23 protein-coding genes are annotated in these 21,551 nt (G+C 39.3%); 12 read left to right on the top strand and 11 right to left on the bottom strand.

From position 1 onward, the window contains the following. Positions 1-2 precede the first annotated feature (2 nt). The 5 genes from trpA (at position 3) to gspS2 (ending at position 2,881) form a co-directional block, all read left to right on the top strand. Positions 3-809 carry a tryptophan synthase subunit alpha gene (trpA, locus tag FH976_RS01615; RefSeq protein ID WP_194089264.1) on the top strand — a complete coding sequence of 269 codons (807 nt, stop codon included), beginning with the start codon at positions 3-5 and terminating at the stop codon, positions 807-809. A gap of 143 nt (positions 810-952) precedes the next feature. Further along, complete coding sequence (locus FH976_RS01610) at positions 953-1,492, top strand: septation protein A (protein WP_194089170.1); 540 nt, start codon at positions 953-955, stop codon at positions 1,490-1,492. A gap of 113 nt (positions 1,493-1,605) precedes the next feature. Continuing rightward, entirely contained in the window at positions 1,606-2,016 is a 411-nt protein-coding gene (yciA, locus tag FH976_RS01605; RefSeq protein WP_194089169.1) for an acyl-CoA thioester hydrolase YciA, read from the top strand. A 166-nt stretch (positions 2,017-2,182) separates the two neighbouring features. Continuing rightward, entirely contained in the window at positions 2,183-2,482 is a 300-nt protein-coding gene (locus FH976_RS01600) for a YciI family protein (RefSeq protein ID WP_194089168.1), read from the top strand. 9 nt (positions 2,483-2,491) lie between these two features. After that, positions 2,492-2,881, top strand: coding sequence for a type II secretion system pilot lipoprotein GspS-beta (gspS2, locus tag FH976_RS01595; protein WP_194089167.1), 390 nt, complete (start codon positions 2,492-2,494; stop codon positions 2,879-2,881). A gap of 129 nt (positions 2,882-3,010) precedes the next feature. Here the strand turns inward: gspS2 and FH976_RS01590 are convergent, their stop codons facing one another. From FH976_RS01590 to FH976_RS01580, 3 genes are all read right to left on the bottom strand, one after another. Beyond that, positions 3,011-3,946, bottom strand: coding sequence for a class I SAM-dependent methyltransferase (locus FH976_RS01590; protein ID WP_194089263.1), 936 nt, complete (start codon positions 3,944-3,946; stop codon positions 3,011-3,013). 37 nt (positions 3,947-3,983) lie between these two features. Beyond that, on the bottom strand, positions 3,984-4,700 hold the full coding sequence (locus FH976_RS01585; RefSeq protein ID WP_194089166.1) for a TIGR01621 family pseudouridine synthase: 717 nt from the start codon (positions 4,698-4,700) through the stop codon (positions 3,984-3,986). A gap of 150 nt (positions 4,701-4,850) precedes the next feature. Then, complete coding sequence (locus FH976_RS01580) at positions 4,851-6,014, bottom strand: aromatic amino acid transport family protein (RefSeq protein ID WP_194089262.1); 1,164 nt, start codon at positions 6,012-6,014, stop codon at positions 4,851-4,853. Between the two features lie 474 nt (positions 6,015-6,488). Here FH976_RS01580 and cls point away from each other — a divergent pair, with 474 nt between their 5' ends. Both cls and FH976_RS01570 read left to right on the top strand, forming a co-directional pair. Further along, on the top strand, positions 6,489-7,943 hold the full coding sequence (cls, locus tag FH976_RS01575; RefSeq protein ID WP_194089165.1) for a cardiolipin synthase: 1,455 nt from the start codon (positions 6,489-6,491) through the stop codon (positions 7,941-7,943). Positions 7,944-7,995: 52 nt separating this feature from the next. Further along, the gene (locus tag FH976_RS01570; RefSeq protein ID WP_194089164.1) at positions 7,996-9,186 is read left to right on the top strand and encodes a cystathionine beta-lyase; all 1,191 of its coding nucleotides are present in this window, start codon (positions 7,996-7,998) and stop codon (positions 9,184-9,186) included. A 109-nt stretch (positions 9,187-9,295) separates the two neighbouring features. Here FH976_RS01570 and FH976_RS01565 read toward each other — a convergent pair whose 3' ends face one another. From FH976_RS01565 to pspA, 8 genes are all read right to left on the bottom strand, one after another. Continuing rightward, entirely contained in the window at positions 9,296-10,102 is an 807-nt protein-coding gene (locus FH976_RS01565) for a MetQ/NlpA family ABC transporter substrate-binding protein (protein ID WP_194089163.1), read from the bottom strand. Between the two features lie 116 nt (positions 10,103-10,218). Continuing rightward, positions 10,219-11,037: a siderophore-interacting protein gene (locus FH976_RS01560; RefSeq protein ID WP_194089162.1), complete on the bottom strand. Its 819-nt coding sequence runs from the start codon at positions 11,035-11,037 to the stop codon at positions 10,219-10,221. Continuing rightward, on the bottom strand, positions 11,037-11,783 hold the full coding sequence (locus tag FH976_RS01555) for a recombinase family protein (protein WP_194089161.1): 747 nt from the start codon (positions 11,781-11,783) through the stop codon (positions 11,037-11,039). Before FH976_RS01555 ends, FH976_RS01560 begins: the two co-directional genes overlap by 1 nt. Positions 11,784-12,018: 235 nt before the next feature. Then, positions 12,019-14,079 carry a BCCT family transporter gene (locus FH976_RS01550; protein ID WP_194089160.1) on the bottom strand — a complete coding sequence of 687 codons (2,061 nt, stop codon included), beginning with the start codon at positions 14,077-14,079 and terminating at the stop codon, positions 12,019-12,021. A 293-nt stretch (positions 14,080-14,372) separates the two neighbouring features. Beyond that, entirely contained in the window at positions 14,373-14,966 is a 594-nt protein-coding gene (locus FH976_RS01545) for a DNA-3-methyladenine glycosylase I (protein WP_194089159.1), read from the bottom strand. A gap of 133 nt (positions 14,967-15,099) precedes the next feature. Beyond that, a complete protein-coding gene (gene pspC / locus FH976_RS01540; RefSeq protein WP_194089158.1) occupies positions 15,100-15,486 on the bottom strand; it encodes an envelope stress response membrane protein PspC in 387 nt (128 codons plus the stop codon). Between the two features lie 3 nt (positions 15,487-15,489). Next, a complete protein-coding gene (pspB, locus tag FH976_RS01535; protein WP_194089157.1) occupies positions 15,490-15,708 on the bottom strand; it encodes an envelope stress response membrane protein PspB in 219 nt (72 codons plus the stop codon). A 76-nt stretch (positions 15,709-15,784) separates the two neighbouring features. Further along, a complete protein-coding gene (gene pspA / locus FH976_RS01530) occupies positions 15,785-16,453 on the bottom strand; it encodes a phage shock protein PspA (protein WP_194089156.1) in 669 nt (222 codons plus the stop codon). Between the two features lie 190 nt (positions 16,454-16,643). Here pspA and pspF point away from each other — a divergent pair, with 190 nt between their 5' ends. The 5 genes from pspF to FH976_RS01505 all read left to right on the top strand — a co-directional run bounded on the left by pspF (position 16,644) and on the right by FH976_RS01505 (position 21,508). Beyond that, positions 16,644-17,726, top strand: a complete 1,083-nt coding sequence (gene pspF / locus FH976_RS01525; protein WP_194089155.1) for a phage shock protein operon transcriptional activator — start codon at positions 16,644-16,646, stop codon at positions 17,724-17,726. Positions 17,727-17,891: 165 nt separating this feature from the next. Next, complete coding sequence (locus tag FH976_RS01520) at positions 17,892-18,854, top strand: ABC transporter permease (RefSeq protein WP_194089154.1); 963 nt, start codon at positions 17,892-17,894, stop codon at positions 18,852-18,854. Further along, positions 18,841-19,728 (top strand): ABC transporter permease subunit, encoded by an 888-nt coding sequence (locus tag FH976_RS01515; protein ID WP_194089153.1) that lies wholly within the window; start codon positions 18,841-18,843, stop codon positions 19,726-19,728. The genes FH976_RS01520 and FH976_RS01515 overlap by 14 nt, the downstream gene beginning before the upstream one ends. Further along, the gene (locus tag FH976_RS01510) at positions 19,728-20,720 is read left to right on the top strand and encodes a peptide ABC transporter ATP-binding protein (RefSeq protein WP_194089152.1); all 993 of its coding nucleotides are present in this window, start codon (positions 19,728-19,730) and stop codon (positions 20,718-20,720) included. Before FH976_RS01515 ends, FH976_RS01510 begins: the two co-directional genes overlap by 1 nt. Beyond that, entirely contained in the window at positions 20,720-21,508 is a 789-nt protein-coding gene (locus FH976_RS01505; RefSeq protein ID WP_194089151.1) for a peptide ABC transporter ATP-binding protein, read from the top strand. The genes FH976_RS01510 and FH976_RS01505 overlap by 1 nt, the downstream gene beginning before the upstream one ends. Positions 21,509-21,551: the final 43 nt, after the last annotated feature.

Here is a 21,551-nt window from a genome sequence, read left to right as displayed (position 1 = left end):
TAATACAACGCTATGAATCTCTATTCAGCTCTCTCAAAGAGAAAAAACAAGGTGCATTTGTTCCCTTTGTTACGATTGGCGATCCAAATCCAGAACTATCATTAGAGATCATTCATACCTTAATTAAATCCGGTGCCGATGCATTAGAGCTTGGTTTCCCATTCTCCGATCCACTTGCTGATGGGCCAACGATTCAAGGCGCAAATATTCGTGCATTAGATGCAGGAACAACACCAGACACCTGCTTTGAGATTATCACGCAAATTCGCCGTGAATATCCAGATATGCCAATTGGTTTACTCGTTTATGCTAATTTAGTCTTTTCTCGTGGTATTGATGATTTTTATTCTCGTTGCCAACAAGCTGGCGTTGATTCTGTCTTAATCGCGGATGTACCAACCGGTGAAAGTGCACCATTTAATCAAGCAGCCAAGGCTCATGGTATTCATCCTATTTTTATCGCGCCACCTACAGCCGATGATAAAACCTTAGAACAAGTATCAAGTTTAGGTGGTGGCTATACTTATTTGCTTTCTCGTTCAGGTGTCACTGGCGCAGAAACCAAAGCTAATATGCCAGTTCACGCCTTGCTCGATAGATTAAGCCAATTTAACGCCCCTCCTGCACTACTTGGATTTGGTATTTCAGATCCATCACAAGTCCATGAAGCCATTATTGCAGGCGCTGCAGGTGCAATTTCTGGTTCAGCGATAGTCAAAATTATTGAAAAAAATGAGAATAACCCAAAAATCATGCTAGAAAAACTTGCCACCTTTGTTTCAGGAATGAAAACGGCAACGCAAAAGTAATGTGAATAAGACGAAATACTGTCTATTAGACAAACAAAAGGAGCAGATTTGCTCCTTTTTTGTAGCAAAGCATCTCTAAATGGTTTTCATTTGAATGAAATTGGTTAGACTGAGCCCATCATTGATAACAGACAAAAGACAGCATGAAGCAATTTATTGATTTTATTCCACTGGTTATTTTTTTCTTTCTCTACAAAAGTTATGACATTTATGTCGCCACAGGTGCATTAATTGCGGCTACCGCCGTCCAAGTGACTGTGACCTACTTCCTTTATAAGAAAGTAGAAAAAATGCAAATTATTACTTTTTTAATGGTGGCTATTTTTGGTGGTATGACACTATTTTTCCACGATGATAACTTCATTAAATGGAAAGTAACCATTATCTATTCATTATTCTCTATTGGTCTATTAGTCTCAGATTATATTGGTAAGCCTGTTATTAAAGGCATGCTTGGTAAAGAAATCACTTTACCCGACACCATTTGGAAACGCGTCAATATTGCATGGGTGATATTTTTTGCACTATGCGCGGTTATCAATATTTATGTAGCTTATAAATTACCGTTGGATGCCTGGGTTAATTTTAAAGTCTTTGGTTTATTAATCGCCACTTTTGCCTATACGTTATTAACTGGTGTTTATATCTATAAATACATGCCAAAAGAAACTAAAGAAAAATAACCCCCGGTATCTATAACTGGATCTCTACTCCATCATGAATCGCCACTTAACTGTGGCGATTCAATATTCTTCCTAAGTCATGTTTAGGAAGAAGTCATGTTTAGGAAGAAACAATGAACACTGAATTAGACACACCTAAAGGCTCAATGATCCTTCGTACTTTAGCCATGCCTGCAGACACCAATGCTAATGGTGATATTTTTGGTGGCTGGATCATGTCTCAACTCGATCTAGCTGGTGCGATTCTAGCTAAAGAAATAGCCAACAGTCGTGTGGTGACGGTTTCCGTTTCTAGCATCACCTTCAAACAACCCGTTGCGGTTGGCGATGTCGTCTGCTGTTATGGCGATTGCATTAAAGTCGGCAATACTTCAATGTCGATTACTTTAGAGGTTTGGGTTAAATCAGTAAGCCTTGAAGGTGTAGGCGCAAAAAATAAAGTTTGTGAAGCCACGTTTAATTATGTTTCTATTGATGCCAATGGTCGCCCTTGTGCAGTTCGTCCTCAGGTACAAGCAAAGTAACCAATTCTAAGGTGTGTTTCCAAGCGCATAAAATAGGCTACCAATCTGGCTTTTACGGTCAAATGGTAGCCTTATTTTTTTTTGCAGCGTATATTAAGTTATTCATTCAATACAGCAATAATCTAAAAACTATTGTTAGTTTCAATACAATAAAGGACTATTATCAATGTGGTATGTCATTTTTTCTCAAGACGTTGAAAACTCTCTCGAAAAACGCATGAGTGTTAGAGATAAACACTTAGAGCGATTAAATACACTAAAAGATGAAGGCCGCCTGCTTGTTGCTGGCCCGATGCCTGCTATAGACTCAGAAAACCCAGGCGATGCAGGCTTTACTGGTTCAACTGTTATTGCTGAGTTCAATTCTTTAACCGATGCGAAAACATGGGCAGATAATGACCCTTATATTGCTGCGGGTGTTTATGCTCATGTCACAGTGAAACCATTCAAAAAAGTCCTTCCATAAAGAGTTTTTATGAAAATTAAAGCGGTATTACTGACTATACTCACTACATCAATTTTATTTGGTTGTAGCTCAACCGATCAGGTTTCCATTATGGCTGACCACCGAGCAGCCGTTTTAGAGTCCAGCCTTCCTTATAAATCTGGCCCATTACACATCATGAGCGCCCAAGCAAAAGATCACACCGTTGAATTGTTAATGATCTACAACGATACCGGTAAAATCGCACCAAGCGCCTTGATTGATGCCAGTATTCGTTATTATTGCAGCGATAAAGAAGTCCGTACCGTATTAGATCAAGGCGTAGTTTATAAATTAATACTACGCAGTGAACGCGGTAAATTGATCAGCCAAGAAGTCGCCTCCAAAGAAGCTTGTGAAGCACTAGAGAAAGAAGAGTAGAAAAACAGAGGCATCTAAAAATAATCGTAGAAACGGCCAATGTAACCTCTGCTATACAGAGACTAAATTGGCCGTTTTCATATCTAACGTTGAACTTGAGATATCATACTATTAGCTAGCGTGAAATGATTACCGTATGAAAATTAACGCCTTCAAACTTGCCTGTTCATCAATATCAGCAAACTCAGCTGGATTTTCCAAACGCTGTTGGTAAATAAGCTCTGGTGCTTCCTCCGCCATAGAATCAATTAAAAAATCCGATGTTACTGCTGGAGAATTAACACAAGCCAGTACGGTACCTTTCTCCTTCAACAAGCTAGGTAAACGACGTAGGACTTTTTTATAATCTTTGGTTAAAGCGAAGCTGCCTTTTTGAAAGCTCGGTGGATCAATCACAATCAGATCATAAGGCCCATATTTTGTTATCTTGCCAAATGAGCGCAAAATATCGTGCCCTAAAAAACTAATATTAGATAGATCATGTCCGTTCAATCGATGATTATCCCGACCTCGACTTAACGCCCCTTTCGCCATATCGACATTTACCACATTGGTTGCGCCGCCTTCAATGGCAACAACAGAAAAAGCACACGTATACGAAAATAAATTTAAGACCGATTTCCCTTGAGATTCGTTTCGTACCCATTCACGGCCTAAACGCATATCTAAAAATAAACCAGAATTTTGATTCCTACCGACATCAAGTTGATACTTTAAGCCATTTTCGACACCGATAGGATGTACATCAAGCTCACCAAATAGAAGCTCGAACGGTGCCCCATGCTCATATCGGTGCTGCAACCCAATGGCTTTTCCTTCCGACTGCTGCCAAATAGTTGACTGAGTAAAATCTACCAATCCTTGTTTCAGTTCTTTTAGAAACGCATCATCTACCGGCTTAAATAAGCTGACAATTAATTGCTGTCCAAGCCAATCTGCCGTTAACTGTTCCAACCCTGCCCAGCACTGACCACGACCATGAAATAAACGGCGTACTTCCGTTTTACAATCAGAAAGAGTTTTATCGAGTTCGAAAAAAAATTTAGGTAACGCTGTGGCTTGCATAGTTAAGTTCACTTTTTCTTGATTACTGTACATAAGTTTAATTACTGATTTTTATAACGGGCCAATTTAACTCACAAGGTTTTTGCCAGCTTAACAACGCTTGCTTTACCGCATCACTTTGCCATTTTTCGCCCATATTTTTCTGTTGATTCCATCGTAAATCGGAAGGGTCACAACGTGCACTAATCATTTCATCGTGATACTGAAACTGTAAAACATAAGCATGTAAATAGCCTCTATCAGCAATACTTGAGGGCGTATAAATCGAATCACCGACAATAGAAGAACCGATAGAATTCAATGCTACGCGGATTTGGTGTGTTTTACCGGTTCTAGGTTTACAAAGAAAAATACGTTCACCTTGCTCACCCGCGACAGAGAAAAACTGTGTTTGAGCTGGATTCGTTTGCCCTGTCGTCAATTTCCAACTAGAACGTCGTGAACGCTCCATATCACCAGAGACTAACCCTTGCTTCTTCTTCGGTTTTTTAACGCCAATGGCGAGATAAAACTTCGTCACTTTACGGTGAGCAAATTGCTGGGATAATTCACTCGCAGCAGACTGATTTTTAGCAAGCAATAATAAGCCCGACGTCATTTTGTCTAGCCGATGGACGAGAAACAGTGTCTCAAAACCGGTTTTTTTAGCAACTTCAATAAGTAGCGATGTTTCGCCGTCATCTTTATGCACACTCACATTGGGATGTTTATTGATAATTAAAAAGTCAGGCCTATCCATAACAACATCAAACATACACTTCCAAATATATTCATTCTGATTTTGGCCGAAGTATACCGCATCTTCACATATTGATGATAATGATGCATCGGGCATAAATAAAAAAGCAGCACTAAAAATTATTCAGCGCTGCTTCAGGCGATATCAAGTAACTTTGTATCTTACTTACTGTATAAACCACGAAATAAAAATAAAGGCACCAAATAAGAAGGTCACGACCAACATAAATCGCCCGCCCTCTGCGGTATAAGTATCTACACCATCGACAAGTTTAAACGTCGACCTACGCGTACTCATAGCCATTGCTAATGGACCCCAAAGAGCCAAGAAAACCAAAACCATTCCTGCGTAATCTAACATGCTAATAAATTGATCTGAAAATACTGCAACAAAAAAGAGTGGCAGAATAAACGTCAAACTAAAACTCACAGCATTACTATTCGAAATCGCATCTTTATTTTGATCAAACAACGCCATCGAGACACCCAAAAACGAGGTAATCAAAGCTAATGCAGAAAAAATCGAAATCACCATTTGCAATATAGATGAATGCCCACTGAATGCCTTAATCAACTCAGAGATATTATTGAATTGGCTAATTTGGTCAGTTCCCAAGTTACCAATAATAGCGGCCAACCAGGTCAAATAGCAGATAAGCGGAATAATCGAACCTAACCAAACCATATTACGAATTTGTTTAGCTGAAGCTTCATGGTTATATGAAACCAGTGATGGGATCACAACCATAGAAGCAAAACTGGTAAAAATAACTGTACTGTACTTGACTACATCTCGCATCGAAACATCTGCCGATTGCAATAAATAATCAAAATGAAGATCAGAGAATAAACTAATAATGACGATAAATAACATCACGACCATGAGAATAAATAGAATACGATTCAGTTTATCAATGTGGCTTTTACCTGATACAACAATAATTCCCATCAATATGCTAAAAACTGAATAACAAATAGGTTGTGGCACATCAAACCCAAAAGATAACAAAAGCTTATGAAATAGATCACCTAGCCCCAAAAGATAAGCAACAATAAGGCAAAGTAGTAACAAGTAGAAACAGAGATTCATTGCATACTTGCCTTTCGCCCCAAGAGTGGCAAACGCTACCGTACTAAGGCCGCCATTGTCTTCGGTTTTGGTGCATGCTTCTGCAAGTAATAAAGAAGCATAAGTAGTTCCTAGGAAAATAAAAACCATTAACGCTAAACTCCATAAGAAGCCAAATTGCGCCAACACCATAGGAATAGCCAACATACCAGCCCCTAACGCGGTTCCCGCTAGAATTAAAGAACTACCGAATAACTTCATATTCACAACATTGTTCCTTTAGAGCATTATATAAAAGCGTAATGAAGACTCATCAGCTCTATTTATAGTTTATTATCAAAAAGTTACCGTCATCACAGCTATGAATTTACAATCATCATAGGAAAAATAGTCATGAAAACGAAAAAAAGAGCGTAAGTAAAGCAGGTTACGCAATGAATTTAAAGTCAAAGCAGCATATTTAATTACTTTCTTTTTAAGGTGTAGCTATTTCGAGATAAATCAATCGATATAAATAGAGTAAAACACCATCAAACAGTTGAACCATTAATGGGATAATCATTTAGCTACAAATTTGGCTTGATTATTGATTGTAAATGCCATTTAAGCTCTCTTTTTTAATATCAATATGAATAATGACAATTTATTTGCTACAGCAGCAGAAAGCTTTCAAATCCCATGCTAATTAATGCTAGTATCGATGTCTGTTTCTACTCTATTTAATAATGCGAGTTCATGGAAAAACTTTATCAAATTATCGCCTTAGCAGGTGTCATTGGTTATTGGTTACTGGTCGCAGCCGTAACAATACGCGTCGTTGTGAAACGTAGAGCCGTTAGTGTCTCTCTAGCTTGGCTGATGATCATCTATATCATTCCTTTTGTTGGAGTAATTTGTTACTTCCTGTTTGGTGAGCTAAATCTTGGTCGAAAACGAGCAGAACGCTCACAAAAGATGTTTGAGCCTTACGGTGAATGGTTTACTCAATTACATGAATGCCAAGCACACCAACCTAAACTACTCAATCTCCAATTATCACAAATCCATGATTTATGCACTTATCGCACAGCTATCCCAGCGCTGTGTGGCAACACACTTTCACTGCAAGATACACCAGAGAAAATTTTATATTCCATTATTAGGGATATCGAAAATGCTCAAGAAAATATTCGGATTGAGTTTTACATTTGGGAAAATGGTGGGCTCATCGACTTAGTTAATGCTGCATTAATTCAAGCAGCAAATCGCGGTATCAAAATCCAAATATTAATTGACTCCGCGGGAAGCCCTAAATTCTTTCGCAGCCACTGGCACCGTTTAATGAAAGAATCGGGTATCCATATCCTTCAAGCATTAGAAGTGAATGCTTTTCGGATGTTCTTTCGTCGTCTTGATTTGCGCTTGCATCGAAAAATCATCACCATTGACGATGAAATCGCCTACACCGGTTCAATGAACATGGTTGACCCTTTATATTTCAAACAAGATGCTGGTTATGGCCAATGGATTGATGTGATGGTAAGAGTGACAGGCCCGACGGTTAATGTTCTGGCTGCAATACATGCTTGGGATTGGGAAGTTGAAACAGGAGAGCGTCATTTACCAAGTATTCCGGTATGCAACATTGAAACTAATGGCGCATTGCACCCGATTCAAGTCGTCCCTTCTGGCCCTGGCATGCCTGAAAACCTGATTCAGCAAGTATTAACGATCGCTATTAGCCAAGCTAAAGAATCCGTACGGATCACCACACCATACTTTGTTCCTAGTGATAATCTACTTCAAGTGATCAAAACAACGGCTTATCGTGGCGTGACCGTTGAATTGATATTACCGAAAAAAAATGACTCCTTCTTAGTCAACTGGGCTTCTAAATCATTTTTTGCCGAATTACTTGAAGCCGGAGTGAAAATTTATCAATTTGACGGCGGCTTATTACATACTAAATCCGTTGTTATTGATCAACAAAACTGCCTAATTGGTAGCGTTAATCTTGATATGCGAAGCTTGTGGTTAAACTTTGAATTAACACTCGCGGTCGATGATGATGAATTCACCAAAGAGTTATATTGGGTACAAGAAACCTATATCGAACAATCACGCAGTATAGATCCAATTGAATGGCAAAATCGTAGTCTTTTCCATCGAATGTTAGAACGATTGTTTTACCTATTTAACCCATTGCTTTAATGAGATCTTCACCAGTACTTAGTATCAAACAACAGAATTAAAAGGACGTAAGATGACCAAGAAGTATGAAACTAGACTAGTCACCGCAGGACGCAATAAAAAATGGACTCATGGCGTGGTTAACCCACCAATTCAACGTGCATCAACAATTGTTTTTAATACTGTTGCAGAAAAAAATGCGGCCACAATGAAACGACAAGGTCATACCTTATTTTATGGCCGTCGTGGTACTGAAACCCACTTTGCATTTCAAGAAGCGATGGTCGAAATTGAAGGTGGCGCGGGTTGTGCCCTTTATCCTTGTGGCGCGGCGGCAATCACGAATTCTATTTTATCTTTTGTTGAGCACGGTGACCATATTCTAATGGTGGATACCTGTTACGAACCTACCCGCGATTTTTGTAATATTATCCTCAAAAAAATGGGGATTGAAACCACCTATTATGATCCAACAATAGGTGAAGGCATTCGTGGGTTAATTCGCCCGAATACAAAAATTTTATTTACGGAATCTCCTGGTTCTTACACCATGGAGATTCAAGATATTCCAACCCTTTCTCGTATTGCGCATGAGCAAGATATCATCGTCATGCTTGATAACACTTGGGCGGCAGGTGTGAACTTCTCACCATTTAAGCATGGTGTTGATGTGTCTATTCAAGCGGCGACTAAATACATTGTTGGTCATTCTGATGTCATGCTCGGCACTGCAGTTGCTAACGAAAAACACTGGCCACAATTGCGCGAGCAAAGTTATTTACTCGGCCAGTGTGTCTCCCCTGATGATGCTTATACTGGATTACGTGGATTACGTACCTTGAGTGTCCGGTTAAAGCAACACGAACAAAGCAGCCTAGCGATTGCAAAATGGCTTGAAGCTCGCTCTGAAGTCGATCATATTCGCCACCCTGCTTTTGAGTCTTGCCCTGGCCATGAATTTTATAAGCGAGATTTCACTGGTGGCAATGGCCTGTTTTCATTTGTATTAACAAGCAGTAATAAAGAAGCCACCACTGCTTTCTTAGATACGGTTGAACATTTCAGTATGGGTTATTCATGGGGTGGCTATGAAAGCCTAATCCTAGCCAATGAACCAAGCAGCTTCGATAACATGCGTACTGTCGCCAACCCTCACTTTACCGGGACTCTCTTTCGAGTGCATATTGGCTTAGAAAATGTAGAAGACTTAATTGAAGATTTAGAGCGCGGGTTTGCCGCTTATAATGCTGTCTTGAATAACTAAGACCAATAACAACGTCTTCATTACTACGGATTAATCATGAAAAAAACGGCCAGCTATTATTATAGATGGCCGTTTTTCTTTATACCCAATATTAGAATTTAAAAATGTTCTAAAATGCAGGTTCAATCGTGCCTTTAAACGTTTTTTGTATAAAGTCGCGGATAGGCTGTGAGTGGTAAATCTCAACAAACTTTTTATACGATTCTTTGTCTTTATCGGCGACACGGGTGGCAATAACCATTATGGCAAGTTTCGTATCTTTAGGTTCAAGATAAATACCTTCCTTCTTAGGATCAAGGCCCGATGACATTACATAATTCATGGTGATTACAGAAGCGGCCACATCATCTAACGTACGTGGTAATTGAGCAGCATCCATTTCAATAAATTTAAGATGTTTAGGGTTATCGATAATATCGTACACCGTTGCTTTATCATCTACATTTGGTTTTAAAGTGATTAGCTTTGCATCGGCCAGTAGTAAAAGCCCACGCCCACTATTAGTTGGATCATTTGGAATGGTAATTTCTGCATTGTCAGGCAGCTCAGAAAGAGAGTGGTATTTTTTCGAATAAATACCCATACGCATTAAAATAGAATGTCCAATCGAAACAAGCTGCGCTTTATTATTGTTATTGTAGTTATCTAAGAACGGTTGATGTTGGTAGCTATTAATATCAATGCTTCCATCTGCGAGCGCTGCATTAGGAGTAATGTAATCTGAAAAAGTCACAACTTCGACTTTTAAGCCTTGCTTCGCTGCCTCTTCTGCAACCGCTTCAACCACTTGTGCATGTGGTCCAACTGTTGCGCCAACTTTAATGATATGGCTTTCTTCTTTTTGACCACAAGCTGATAAAGCCAAAATTAGCGGCAGAACACAAAGTAATCGTGTTATTTTATTCTTCAACATCATCTTATTCCTTTAAATTAAGCAGCTCACTAAAATAGCCGTATAGACTTCTAATAAAGATGATACTTGAATGCATGAATAAACAAAATAACTTTATCTACCTGCCACATAACGAATAGTTATAGCAAGGTCGTTAAACCTTCAGCATCTTTGCGCTTAATCAATTTATGGCCATCTTCGGTAACACCTTGTTTCCAGTAGCTGCTGAAATAGCTTTTATGTCGCTGAACAAGATTATGATCATTAAAGTGACCTCGAATCGTTTTCATCGCGGTAAATTCGCAAGCACACCAAATAGCAATATCTAAACTTTTAGCGGCAATATTGATAACGTAGTCGGACAATTGGCTAGGCTCATACCCAACGACTTTATGTAATGTCATACCCTGAGGCAAAGTCCAATTAGGCAGGTCTTGCTCTGAGGTAAGTTGTACAATAACATCACCAACTGCATCCGGTTTTAGTGCTGTAATTTTTGCACTTAAAGCAGGAATAGCCGTCATATCCGCTACTAAAAATAGCTGTTCCGCATTGAAATCAATATCTTGGCTATTCCCTGGGCCACCAATGGAAATATGATCCCCAACTTTGGCTTTCATCGCCCAACGGATGGCATAACCACCTTGATCTTGAACTCTAATATTTCTATTCTCATCAGTGTGCTCTGCTTCATGCTTAACAAAATCGATACTAATTTTCCCGTGTGCAACATCCAACTCACTAATGGTATAAGTCCGCATAATCCGGCGCTCTCCATCAGCTAAATTACTCACATCTGTATGACCTTCAGGATGAAATATCAACTTGATGTAGCCACCCAAGTCAGGCGTTTGTAATTGCTTTAATTCTTCCCCTTGCAACACAATCCTTTGCATATTAGGCGTTAAGGAAAAGCTATCAATAACTGTTGTCGTTTTTAATGGGCGCTTCGGCATCATTATGACTCCATCTCTTTTTGAACCGTTGATTGGTTTTCAGTATGGCTCGATTCGATATCATTCTTACTAAGATGATGCCCGTGGCCATGATTATTTTTGTGTAAATATTTTCTGTGTGAATGAGATTTACCGCGCATTTGTCCTAATTCATCACCATCACGATATTTTGCTTTTACTCGCTTAACCGTCGAAATACTTGATCCTGTTTCATCTGCGACAGCTTGAAGCGTTCTACCTTCCAATAGCAATGTCACAATTTTTTGGTGCTGGTCTTTATCCGCCCGGCGGCCTTGAAATTTCTCTTTCCATAACGCTTTATCGGTTTTTAAACCTCTGCGACCAAATTCAGCGGCAATTAAACGATGTTGTGTTTCTGCTTCTGCATATCCTTTTAGGACTTGTAATACCGCTTGTGTATTTTCATTATTTGGTAATAAAGAAAGCTGCTGGTTAATCGTGAGGATCTTTACACCCTCATCTAACAAGCCTTCTATCGTTTTATAACAGTCATCAAATTGACGACCAAATTCCGTCAACCACCACACCACTAGCGTATCACCAGTAGTAAGTCTCTCTGCTAATAATTGATACTGTGGTCGATCGAGTAAAGCTACATTCCCTCTTACGCCCGTCTCTTTAAATAAGATCACATCTGATTGGTATTGTTGCAGTTGTTCAATTCGTGAATCTACATCTTTCATTTTGGGAGAAATGCGAATGTACCCATAGATATTATTTCCGTTCATTTTGATCCCTTTTCCAGAACAAAATAACCCAGCCCCTCATTTTCACTACTTTCTTAGCATAAGTTTAAAGTAATGCAAGAAAGGCTCATTAAGTGTTAAGGCTCAATTAAAATCAATCCTAGTGGTTCATATTAAAAAGGTCAACACCAAACGAGCTAAAAAACAAAAAAGGCCCTGTCATAAAAACAGGGCCTTAACTTACTCACACTATCATAGTGGTTTTACAAAGTAGAAATTATACTTTTTCCGGTTCTGCATCTGGTTGCTCGGGTGGAATATCATCATCATGTTCTTCCATATTCCACGGTAGAATACCTGGAGAAATATGAATGAAATGCAGATAACGTTCAAACTGATTCAAAATATCATTGATAATATCTTGTGAATCATAGTTATACACATCATAAGCTTGACCACCACGACGCAAGAATACTTCCGCACGATAGTAGTATTCATCTAATGGCTCATCATCTTCTGAACTGACAAACTCTGGCATTTCATAACCACGTAAGCGGATCTCATAGATAAACTCTACCTGACCTTCCTTATATACTTCAAAGTGTGCACGGCATAGCTCTTCATCAAAGATAACTTCCGCTTCCCACTCTTGTTCTTCTAGCTCTTGTTCCACACGCTTCATGCTGTTTAGCGCGGTCACACTAATGAACTTCTCAACCGAGTCACGAGATGGAAAATCAACTAAGTTCGCCAAACGTTTTTTCCACAATCCTTTACCTGATGGCGTATTCGATTGTTGCATTTGCATATATTGTTGCTGACTGTTTTCGTGATGCCCTTCTATACGTAATGCTTTTATCATACCAAACATGGCGATCAGCATAATAATAGCAAAGGGTAACGCACTGACAACTGTTGCGGTTTGTAAAGCGCCTAAACCACCTGCAAGCAATAAAACAGCCGCGACGACACCTTCTGTAGATACCCAAAAAACACGTTGCCAGATTGGTGTTTCCTTAACTCCACCGGAAGCTAATGAATCAATCACCAATGATCCGGAGTCTGATGACGTCACAAAGAAAGTTACAATTAAGATCACGGTCAAAAATGAAACAATGGACGTCATTGGTAAACGCTCAAATAACTTAAACAGCGCAATCGCATTGTTATTTTGCACTTCACTGATGATATGCGTGTAACCATCAACCATGATCATATGCAGGGCCGTGTCACCAAAAACAGAGAACCATAAAAACGTAAAGATAGTAGGAACCACCATCACACCGACAACAAATTGGCGAATGGTACGTCCACGGCTAATTTTCGCAATAAATAAGCCAACAAATGGAGACCACGCAATAGTCCAGCCGAAGATGAATAAAGTCCAGTTACCAATCCAATCACTTGAAGTATAGGCTTGAAGGTTAAAGGTACGTTCAACAATGTTGCTCAAATAACTTCCTGTGTTTTGCATGAAAGTATTCAAGATGAAAATTGTCGGACCGACAGCAAAAACAAACACCATTAAAGCAATCGCAAGCACCATGTTAAGTATTGATAAGTTTTTAACCCCTTTATCCATACCCGCAACGACAGAAGCCATCGCACAAAGGGTTATTACCGTAATCGCAATTATCTGTACGGTGTTATTAATCGGGATTTCCGGCCACAGATAATTCAAACCCGTATTAATTTGTGTTACCGATAAGCCCAATGTGGTCGCAATACCAAATAGTGTGCCTAAAATGGCGAAAACATCAACCGTATGCCCCATTGGACCATGAATTTTATCGCCAATAATTGGGTATAAAGTCGAACGCATTGATAATGGTAAACCATGACGAAAGGCAAAGTATGCAAGCGATAAGCCCACGAAACCGTAAATAGCCCAAATATGAAAACCCCAGTGAAAAAAGGCGATTTGCATAGCTTGGCGAGCAGCATCAACCGTTAATGCAGCCCCGGTTGGCGGAGATGCATAATGAAGCACCGGTTCTGCCACACCAAAAAAGAGTAGTGCTATACCATATCCTGCTGAAAATAGCATCGCGAACCACTCAGGAAAACTGTATTCGGGCTCTGAGTGATCTGGGCCCAGTTTAATTTCACCCCACTTACTGACTGCGACACAAATAATGAAGACCAAAAAGATCGCCACAGACAACATATAAAACCAACCAAAATTAGTCGTAACGGCCGATAAAATATCTGAGAAAAAAACACCTGCTCGTGCTGGATTACTTATGGTTCCAATAACAATTAATGCAATTACAATAACTGCGGGTATAAAGACGGGAACTAATACCGTCGAGGACCTTTTTTCTGCTTTCACGTCCATATTGTTCTCCTAATAACAAAAAATGCAATCCCCACTCAACATCCAATTACGTTTAATAATATTGAGTAAAAAATTGCAACATGAAGTTAGCATACAAAGAGCGGTTGTTAATTTCTACCCCAAAGGAAAAAATATAACCCTAATGAAATTAAGCGATTACTTATTGACCTAAAATATTGATAATAAATATACAAGAGAAACATCGATATGGAAGACATCCGCAGGGCCAATGACAATCAACACTGTTGCAACATAAAAATCATCTATTAATATTTATCTCTTTTCAGGACTATTTAGTTTTTTACAGGATCAAAAATTTTACATTTCTGGTAACAAGGACACAAAACCACATGGTCATTGACCATCCCAACGGCTTGCATGAAAGCATAACAAATGGTTTCCCCCATAAATTTAAAGCCCCGTTTTTTTAAAAATTTACTTAACGCTTTAGATTCATCACTTATCGCAGGAATTTGATCTATGCTTTGGCGTTGAGGTTGAAGCGGTTTTCCATCAACAAATTGCCACAAAGCAGCCGATAATGACCCATATTCTTTTTGTAATTCAATCGCAGCACGGGCATTAGAAAACACTGACGTTATTTTTCCTTTGTGTTTCACCACATCAAAGTTTTCAATAATAAATGGTACACGTTGCTCATCATATTTAGACAATTTTTCAATATCAAAATCTTCAAAAGCGGCTATATAACCGACTCTCTTATTCAAAATGGTACGCCAACTTAATCCCGCTTGTGCTCCCTCCAAACATATAAATTCAAACAGCTTCCTATCATCATAAACCGGGACGCCCCACTCTTGATCGTGATACTCGCGTTCGTTATCGTGCTTCATCGCCCAGCCGCATGTTGTATCTTGTGCTTCCATTATCAAAGGCTCCCAATTAAGCTGTTCTGTATTTAGACATAAATAACCCCCAATGTTGGTTGTCCAACTATTGGGGGCCAGTTCATAGCGGATTTCAGGAATCTTTTTATACTGCTTATAATAAATACCGTAATTACAGCTGATTAAATTCTTTATTCACTTTATAGGCATCAGAGGTCACATAGGCTTCGATCTTTCTAAGCTTGCCTTCAATTTGTTGATACTCTGCGTCCAGATCCGCCAATAATTCAGACGGTACTTTTCCGGCCTGCCACGGTTTACTTTTTAAAGTATGATCTTCGGCATGGTTTTCTTCATATAAGGAAATGGGACGCTTATCAATCATCAACCAAACACCGATATAAGCAAAAACCACTAACAAATTGCCGCCCAATAAAAAGATGGAGACAGCCAGAATACGGATCCACCACACTTCAATCCCGAAATAACGACCAATGCCGGCGCAAATACCTGCAATTTTTCCAGTCGTGGGTTCTCGATAAAATGATTTCTTCGACATTAATTATCTCCAGTTCGGTGCTTCTGAATCCAATATTTTTTCTAACGTTTTGACTCGCGCTTGCATAGCTTCTGCCCTTGTCGCGAGTTGCTTAAGTTGTTCTAGCTCTTCACATGATAACCCATTTGATACTTTACGCTTACTGCGATAATGCAAAATGAGCCATAAAGGGGCGACGAAAATCATAAATACCACTAATGGCGTGGCAAGAAAGGCCATCATACTTTTGCTCCTAGTTTTTAAGCCGATTTAATTAAATCATACAGAGTTAAAGTGAAACATATTACCAAGTTACGAATCACGAATTATCTTGCATACTCTGTTTTAACTTAGCCAATTCTTTTTCAATATCATCGTCAGCCTGTAATTCTGCAAATTCTTGATCCAAGTTTTTCCCTTTTGTGCCTAAATCATAGCTGTCGGCTTCGGCTTCTAATTCATCAATTTTACGCTCATATTGAGCAAATTTAGACATCGCCTGTTCCGTTTTCCCGGTATTCAGTTGTTTTTTAATATCACGACGATGAGTGGCCGTTTGTTTACGCGTTATAATTGATTGCTGACGTGCGCGGGTTTCCGTAATTTTACTTTCCAATTTACTAATTTCTGAACTTAATTTGTCGATCGATTCAGATAATAATGCTTTCTCATTAGCTAAATCTTTCAGAATGTCTTCCAGTTTTTGCTTTTCAATCAAAGCCGCCCGAGCTAAATCATCCCTTTGCTTAGTCAGTGCTAACGTTGCTTTAGCCTGCCACTCTTTCACTTGTTCTTGTAAAAGTGAAATACGTCTCGAAAGCTCTTTATCATCGGCAAGTGATTTGGCGGAATGAGTACGAACTTCAACAAGTGTGTCTTCCATTTCTTGAATGATCAGCCTGATCATTTTTTCAGGATCTTCGGCTTTATCTAATAGGGCGCTGATATTGGAATTAACGATGTCGGCGAAACGTGAAAATATACCCATGATATGTACCTTTCTATAAATTAATGCGAATTGATACTTTAACTAATACACAATTCATGCCAATAGGATTTTCTATTAAAAATCAATTAGATACTTTTATGTCTGTTCTTCACCAAATAACTGATATGATTAATTTAATCAACTATTAGTCAAAATCATTATTTATTGATAATAACTCTAGGTGAAAAAGATGAAGCCTCAAAATTTAATCGGACAATCTGCTCATTTTCTAGCAGCATTAGATAAAACCTCCCAATTAGCGGCAATAGAACGTCCTATTCTTATTATTGGAGAGCGAGGAACAGGAAAAGAACTAATAGCTCAGCGTTTGCATTACCTTTCAAAGCGTTGGAGACAGCCTTTAATCAATTTAAATTGCTCAACTTTTAGTGAGGGGCTAATTGATTCTGAATTGTTTGGTCATGAATCAGGCGCCTTTACTGGAGCCAAAAATCAACATAAAGGCAGATTCGAACGCGCAGAACAAGGCACATTATTTTTAGATGAGCTCGCAACGGCTCCAATGAGTGTGCAAGAAAAGCTTTTACGAGTGATTGAATATGGTGAATATGAACGTGTTGGGGGCAGTAGAACCTTAATGGCGGATGTTCGCGTCGTTTGCGCAACCAATGCTAATCTTCCTGAACTCGCACAACAAGGGAAATTTCGCGCCGATTTATTAGATAGACTGGCCTTCGATGTAATACACCTTCCACCTCTGCGTGAGCGTGTAGATGATATTTTGTTGTTAGCGGAGCATTTTGCGATTCAAATGTGCCAAGAGCTCAGCTTTGATATGTTCTCAGGTTTCAGCCCAAAAGCTCAACAAGCATTAATGACCTATTCATGGCCAGGAAACATTCGCGAACTCAAAAATGTCATTGAGCGAGCCGTTTATCAACATGGGCATAGCGCAGTTCCGATCAATGACATCATATTCAATCCCTTTATCATCCCACATCAAAATAGTGACACTGTCACCCATCATTCACTAAAAAACCCAAAGATTGAAGTCCTGGATGAAAAGGTTGAACATACAGCCATATTAAAGGGTAACTCCACAATTAATCATGATGAAAATCAAAAGATTGAAAATATAAAATTCCCTATCGACTATAAGAAATGGCAAGCAAAACAAGATGTTCAATTACTCAATTTAGCCTTAGAACATGCTAAGTTTAACCAGAGAAATGCTGCGCAGTTACTCGGAGTCAGTTACCACCAATTACGTGGCATGTTGAAAAAACATAACATTTCGCCTAAAACCTTATAATTACTCGAATGTTTAGAACCTACAAACGTAATATAGACGATGACAATTCGAGACAATCAAGACGAAATTCGTTATGATCTCTGATACGCAAAAATCCACCATAAACTATGCTTGTCCGCCCTAAACTTATTGAGGTTTATAAGGCTCGTAGTAAGGAACCCATCGATGTTCGTTTATACGTTACGACGAATTAACTTATTTATTATTACGCTACTTATTATCAGCTTAGTTGGCTTTAGTATTTTGCGACTTGACTCTACATCACCAGCGGCTATGCAGTCTTTTTTTCAAGGCTGGTTAGAGTATTTACAGCAACTGTTGCAACTGGATTTAGGCACTAATGATATAGGCGTTCCTGTTATTGAAGAAATAAAAGTCATTTTTCCTGCTACTTTAGAGCTCTGTTTTTTTGCGATGGTTCTAGCTTTAGCAATTGGTATTCCGATCGGCACACTTGCCGGTATGCGAGAAGGAAAGCCAACCGATATCATTATTTCTTTTAGTTCAATGGTCGGCTATTCAGTACCCATATTTTGGTTTGCACTTATGATGATCATGGTGTTCTCGCTAAATATGGGGGTAACACCTGTTTCAGGGCGGTATGATTTGGCCTATCACGTTGACTATGTTACCGGGTTTGCTGTTCTCGATACTCTTTTAAGTGATGACCCGATGAGAATGGAAGCCTTACGTAGTATCGCTATCCACTTACTTCTTCCATGTCTAGTATTAGCACTGCCACCGACCACAGAAGTTATCCGGCTTATGAGAGCTTCCGTTGCCGATATTCGCAAGCAAAACTACATTCGAGCCGCTAGAACAAGAGGGTTATCTTCTTTTGAAATCATTTTTCAGCATGTTTTGCGTAACGCTATCCCACCGATTATCCCTAAGGTCGGTGTTCAACTAGCCAGTATGCTGACTTATGCCATTATCACGGAATCTATTTTTCACTGGCCAGGTATTGGAAGTTGGTTACTAGAAGCGTTAGATAATAATGATTACGTTTCCATTCAAGCGGGTGTTATTACAGTGGCAACTTTTGTACTTATGGCCAATATATTATCTGATTTATTGGGTGCTCTTGTGAATCCACTAATAAGGAAGCAATGGCATGTTGTCAAATAACATCTATCAAGAACAACATATCCCAAGTCAATTTGAACGATTTTGGCGCAGTTACCGCAGCAACAGCTTAGCCATGTTTGCCCTTTGGTGTTTTGGTGCTTTAGTGCTGATTGTATTATCTGCTGGCTGGATTGCTCCACATGACCCATTCACACAAACACACCATATACTCCAACCACCATCATGGAGCCATAACGGCAGTGTTGAGTATTTTCTCGGTACGGATAATTTTGGTCGTGATATTTTGTCACGCTTATTAATTGGTGCTCAGCTTACTTTTGGCTATGGTCTTCTCATTACTTTTATCGCGACGATTATTGGTTGCGCCATCGGTATTTTTGCAGGTATGACTAAAGGTTTGCTTTCGAGCACATTAAACCACTTACTTGATACCGTCATGTCTATTCCAACACTTCTTTTAGCCATTATTTTTGTCGCTTTTCTTGGTACCGGCGAGTTCAATATTTTATTAGCTATTTGTTTGGCGTTGATCCCAAGATTTATTCGCTCTATCTACCTAGCCGTTAATGCTGAAATTGCCAAAGATTACAACATTGCTGCTCGCTTAGATGGTGCTAATGCTTTTCATCTTTTATGGAGTTCAATTTTACCCAACCTATCAACTATCATTGCGGCCGAAATAACCATGGCGATATCCATGGCAATTCTCGATATTAGTGCCCTTGGATTCTTAGGTTTAGGTGCTCAAGATCCAACGCCTGAATGGGGGACCATGTTAGGTCAAGCCGTTGATCTTATTTATATTGCTCCGTGGACAGTAACCTTACCCGGTTTATTTATTATGTTTGCTGTCATTGTGATCAACTTAATGGGCGAAGGCATCCGTGATTCGCTCAGTGCGGGGACAGAATAATGCCATTATTAGATATTCGTAACCTCACCATTGAAATAGAAACGCCACACGGCACAGTCAAAGCCGTGGATAGAATGAGTTTAACTTTAAATGAAGGTGAAATTCGTGGCTTAGTTGGTGAGTCAGGTTCAGGCAAAAGTCTGGTGGCTAAAGCCATTGTAGGGCTAACCAAAGATAATTGGATCATTTCAGCGGATAGAATGAGACTCGGAAAAATCGATCTTTTACAGCTATCAGCAAAAGAACGCCGCCGAGTGATCGCTCGTGATATTTCTGTTATTTATCAAGAGGCCAGCAGTTGTTTGGATCCATCAGAAGAAGTCGGTCATCAACTGCGTGAATCCATTCCTTCTTCTGCTTTTGAAGGTAAGTGGTGGCAGCGTTGGCATTGGCGCCATAAATTAGCCAAAGCATTATTGCATAAAGTGGGAATTAAAGATCATCGTCAAGTCATGGATTCGTATCCTTATGAGCTTACCGATGGTCAGTGCCAAAAAATCATGATTGCGATGGCCATTGCCTCTAAGCCTAAATTATTGATTGCGGATGAACCGACTAATGATCTCGATCCTATTACGCAGTCTCAAATATTGCGTTTACTCAGTCGAATGAATCAAGTCAACAATCTCACTATAATGCTGATTGGGCATGACTTAAATACCATTACTCAATGGGCGACACAAATTACGGTTATGTATTGTGGCCAATCGGTTGAGTCCGCAAAAACCCAAGATCTCCTTAAGGCACCTAAGCACCCTTATACCGTCGCACTGTTGCATGCGATGCCAGATTTTAACGAGTGGATCCCACATAAAAGCCGTTTACCTTCATTACCAGGCTCTATCCCACCTTTACAGCACTTGCCAATCGGTTGTCGCTTAGGTCCTCGCTGTCCTTATGCACAAACAGAATGTGTTAATGTTCCACAGCGAGTGAAAATAAAATCGCATAAATATAGCTGTCACTTCCCACTAAACATGGATAAATCATAATGAGTGCACTACTAGAAGTGATCGATTTATCAAAAAATTTCGTCACTCGTTCAGGCTTTTTTCGCCGCCAAATACAACAAGCAGTTAAACCGATTTCCTTTACATTAGAAGCTGGAAAAACGTTAGGTATCATCGGTCAAAATGGTTCCGGTAAATCAACTTTAGCTAAGATGCTAGCAGGCGTTATTGAACCAAGTCATGGAAAAATATTTGTTAATGGGGAACGATTATTTAATAAAGATTATTCGACTCGATGCAAATTAATACGAATGATTTTTCAAGATCCAAATACTTCATTAAATCCTCGCATTCAAATTGGACGAATCTTAGAAGGGCCACTAAAACGCAACACGCAAATGTCACCAGAAGCTAGGATGTTGCGAGTAAAAGAAACGCTACTTAAAGTCGGTTTACTGCCAGAGCATGCTTATTTCTATCCTCAAATGCTTGCCACAGGCCAAAAACAGCGTGTTTGTCTTGCTCGAGCGATTGTGCTTCAACCTTCTGTAATCATTGCAGATGAAGCATTAAATGGATTAGATATGGCAATGCGATCGCAGATCATCAATCTATTTCTAGAGCTACAAGAAGAGATGGGATTGTCGTTTGTGTACGTATCTCAGCACATTGGTGTAGTTAAACACATTACGGATAAATTAATCGTAATGCATGAAGGTGAAGTGGTCGAATCGGGTGACACATTAAAAATTATTGATAATCCTCAGCACCCAATTAGCCAGAAATTAATTGACAACCACTTCCATAGTGCGCCAAATCATATTAGATAATTCATCTCAACAGGGAGGGTTTTAAATACTCCCTGTCAGATTT

This window comes from Vibrio hibernica (assembly GCF_015223435.1).
Taxonomy (GTDB): Bacteria; Pseudomonadota; Gammaproteobacteria; order Enterobacterales; family Vibrionaceae; genus Vibrio; species Vibrio hibernica.
This window is presented reverse-complemented; position numbering and strand designations above follow the sequence as displayed.

Bases quoted from the DNA above. Each gene is read 5' to 3' on its own strand.
- FH976_RS01610 (WP_194089170.1), top strand. From the start codon at position 953: ATGAAGCAATTTATTGATTTTATTCCACTGGTTATTTTTTTCTTTCTC.
- yciA (WP_194089169.1), top strand. From the start codon at position 1,606: ATGAACACTGAATTAGACACACCTAAAGGCTCAATGATCCTTCGTACT.
- FH976_RS01600 (WP_194089168.1), top strand. From the start codon at position 2,183: ATGTGGTATGTCATTTTTTCTCAAGACGTTGAAAACTCTCTCGAAAAA.
- gspS2 (WP_194089167.1), top strand. From the start codon at position 2,492: ATGAAAATTAAAGCGGTATTACTGACTATACTCACTACATCAATTTTA.
- FH976_RS01590 (WP_194089263.1), bottom strand. From the start codon at position 3,946: ATGCAAGCCACAGCGTTACCTAAATTTTTTTTCGAACTCGATAAAACT.
- FH976_RS01585 (WP_194089166.1), bottom strand. From the start codon at position 4,700: ATGTTTGATGTTGTTATGGATAGGCCTGACTTTTTAATTATCAATAAA.
- FH976_RS01580 (WP_194089262.1), bottom strand. From the start codon at position 6,014: ATGAAGTTATTCGGTAGTTCTTTAATTCTAGCGGGAACCGCGTTAGGG.
- cls (WP_194089165.1), top strand. From the start codon at position 6,489: ATGGAAAAACTTTATCAAATTATCGCCTTAGCAGGTGTCATTGGTTAT.
- FH976_RS01570 (WP_194089164.1), top strand. From the start codon at position 7,996: ATGACCAAGAAGTATGAAACTAGACTAGTCACCGCAGGACGCAATAAA.
- FH976_RS01565 (WP_194089163.1), bottom strand. From the start codon at position 10,102: ATGATGTTGAAGAATAAAATAACACGATTACTTTGTGTTCTGCCGCTA.
- FH976_RS01560 (WP_194089162.1), bottom strand. From the start codon at position 11,037: ATGATGCCGAAGCGCCCATTAAAAACGACAACAGTTATTGATAGCTTT.
- FH976_RS01555 (WP_194089161.1), bottom strand. From the start codon at position 11,783: ATGAACGGAAATAATATCTATGGGTACATTCGCATTTCTCCCAAAATG.
- FH976_RS01550 (WP_194089160.1), bottom strand. From the start codon at position 14,079: ATGGACGTGAAAGCAGAAAAAAGGTCCTCGACGGTATTAGTTCCCGTC.
- FH976_RS01545 (WP_194089159.1), bottom strand. From the start codon at position 14,966: ATGGAAGCACAAGATACAACATGCGGCTGGGCGATGAAGCACGATAAC.
- pspC (WP_194089158.1), bottom strand. From the start codon at position 15,486: ATGTCGAAGAAATCATTTTATCGAGAACCCACGACTGGAAAAATTGCA.
- pspB (WP_194089157.1), bottom strand. From the start codon at position 15,708: ATGATGGCCTTTCTTGCCACGCCATTAGTGGTATTTATGATTTTCGTC.
- pspA (WP_194089156.1), bottom strand. From the start codon at position 16,453: ATGGGTATATTTTCACGTTTCGCCGACATCGTTAATTCCAATATCAGC.
- pspF (WP_194089155.1), top strand. From the start codon at position 16,644: ATGAAGCCTCAAAATTTAATCGGACAATCTGCTCATTTTCTAGCAGCA.
- FH976_RS01520 (WP_194089154.1), top strand. From the start codon at position 17,892: ATGTTCGTTTATACGTTACGACGAATTAACTTATTTATTATTACGCTA.
- FH976_RS01515 (WP_194089153.1), top strand. From the start codon at position 18,841: ATGTTGTCAAATAACATCTATCAAGAACAACATATCCCAAGTCAATTT.
- FH976_RS01510 (WP_194089152.1), top strand. From the start codon at position 19,728: ATGCCATTATTAGATATTCGTAACCTCACCATTGAAATAGAAACGCCA.
- FH976_RS01505 (WP_194089151.1), top strand. From the start codon at position 20,720: ATGAGTGCACTACTAGAAGTGATCGATTTATCAAAAAATTTCGTCACT.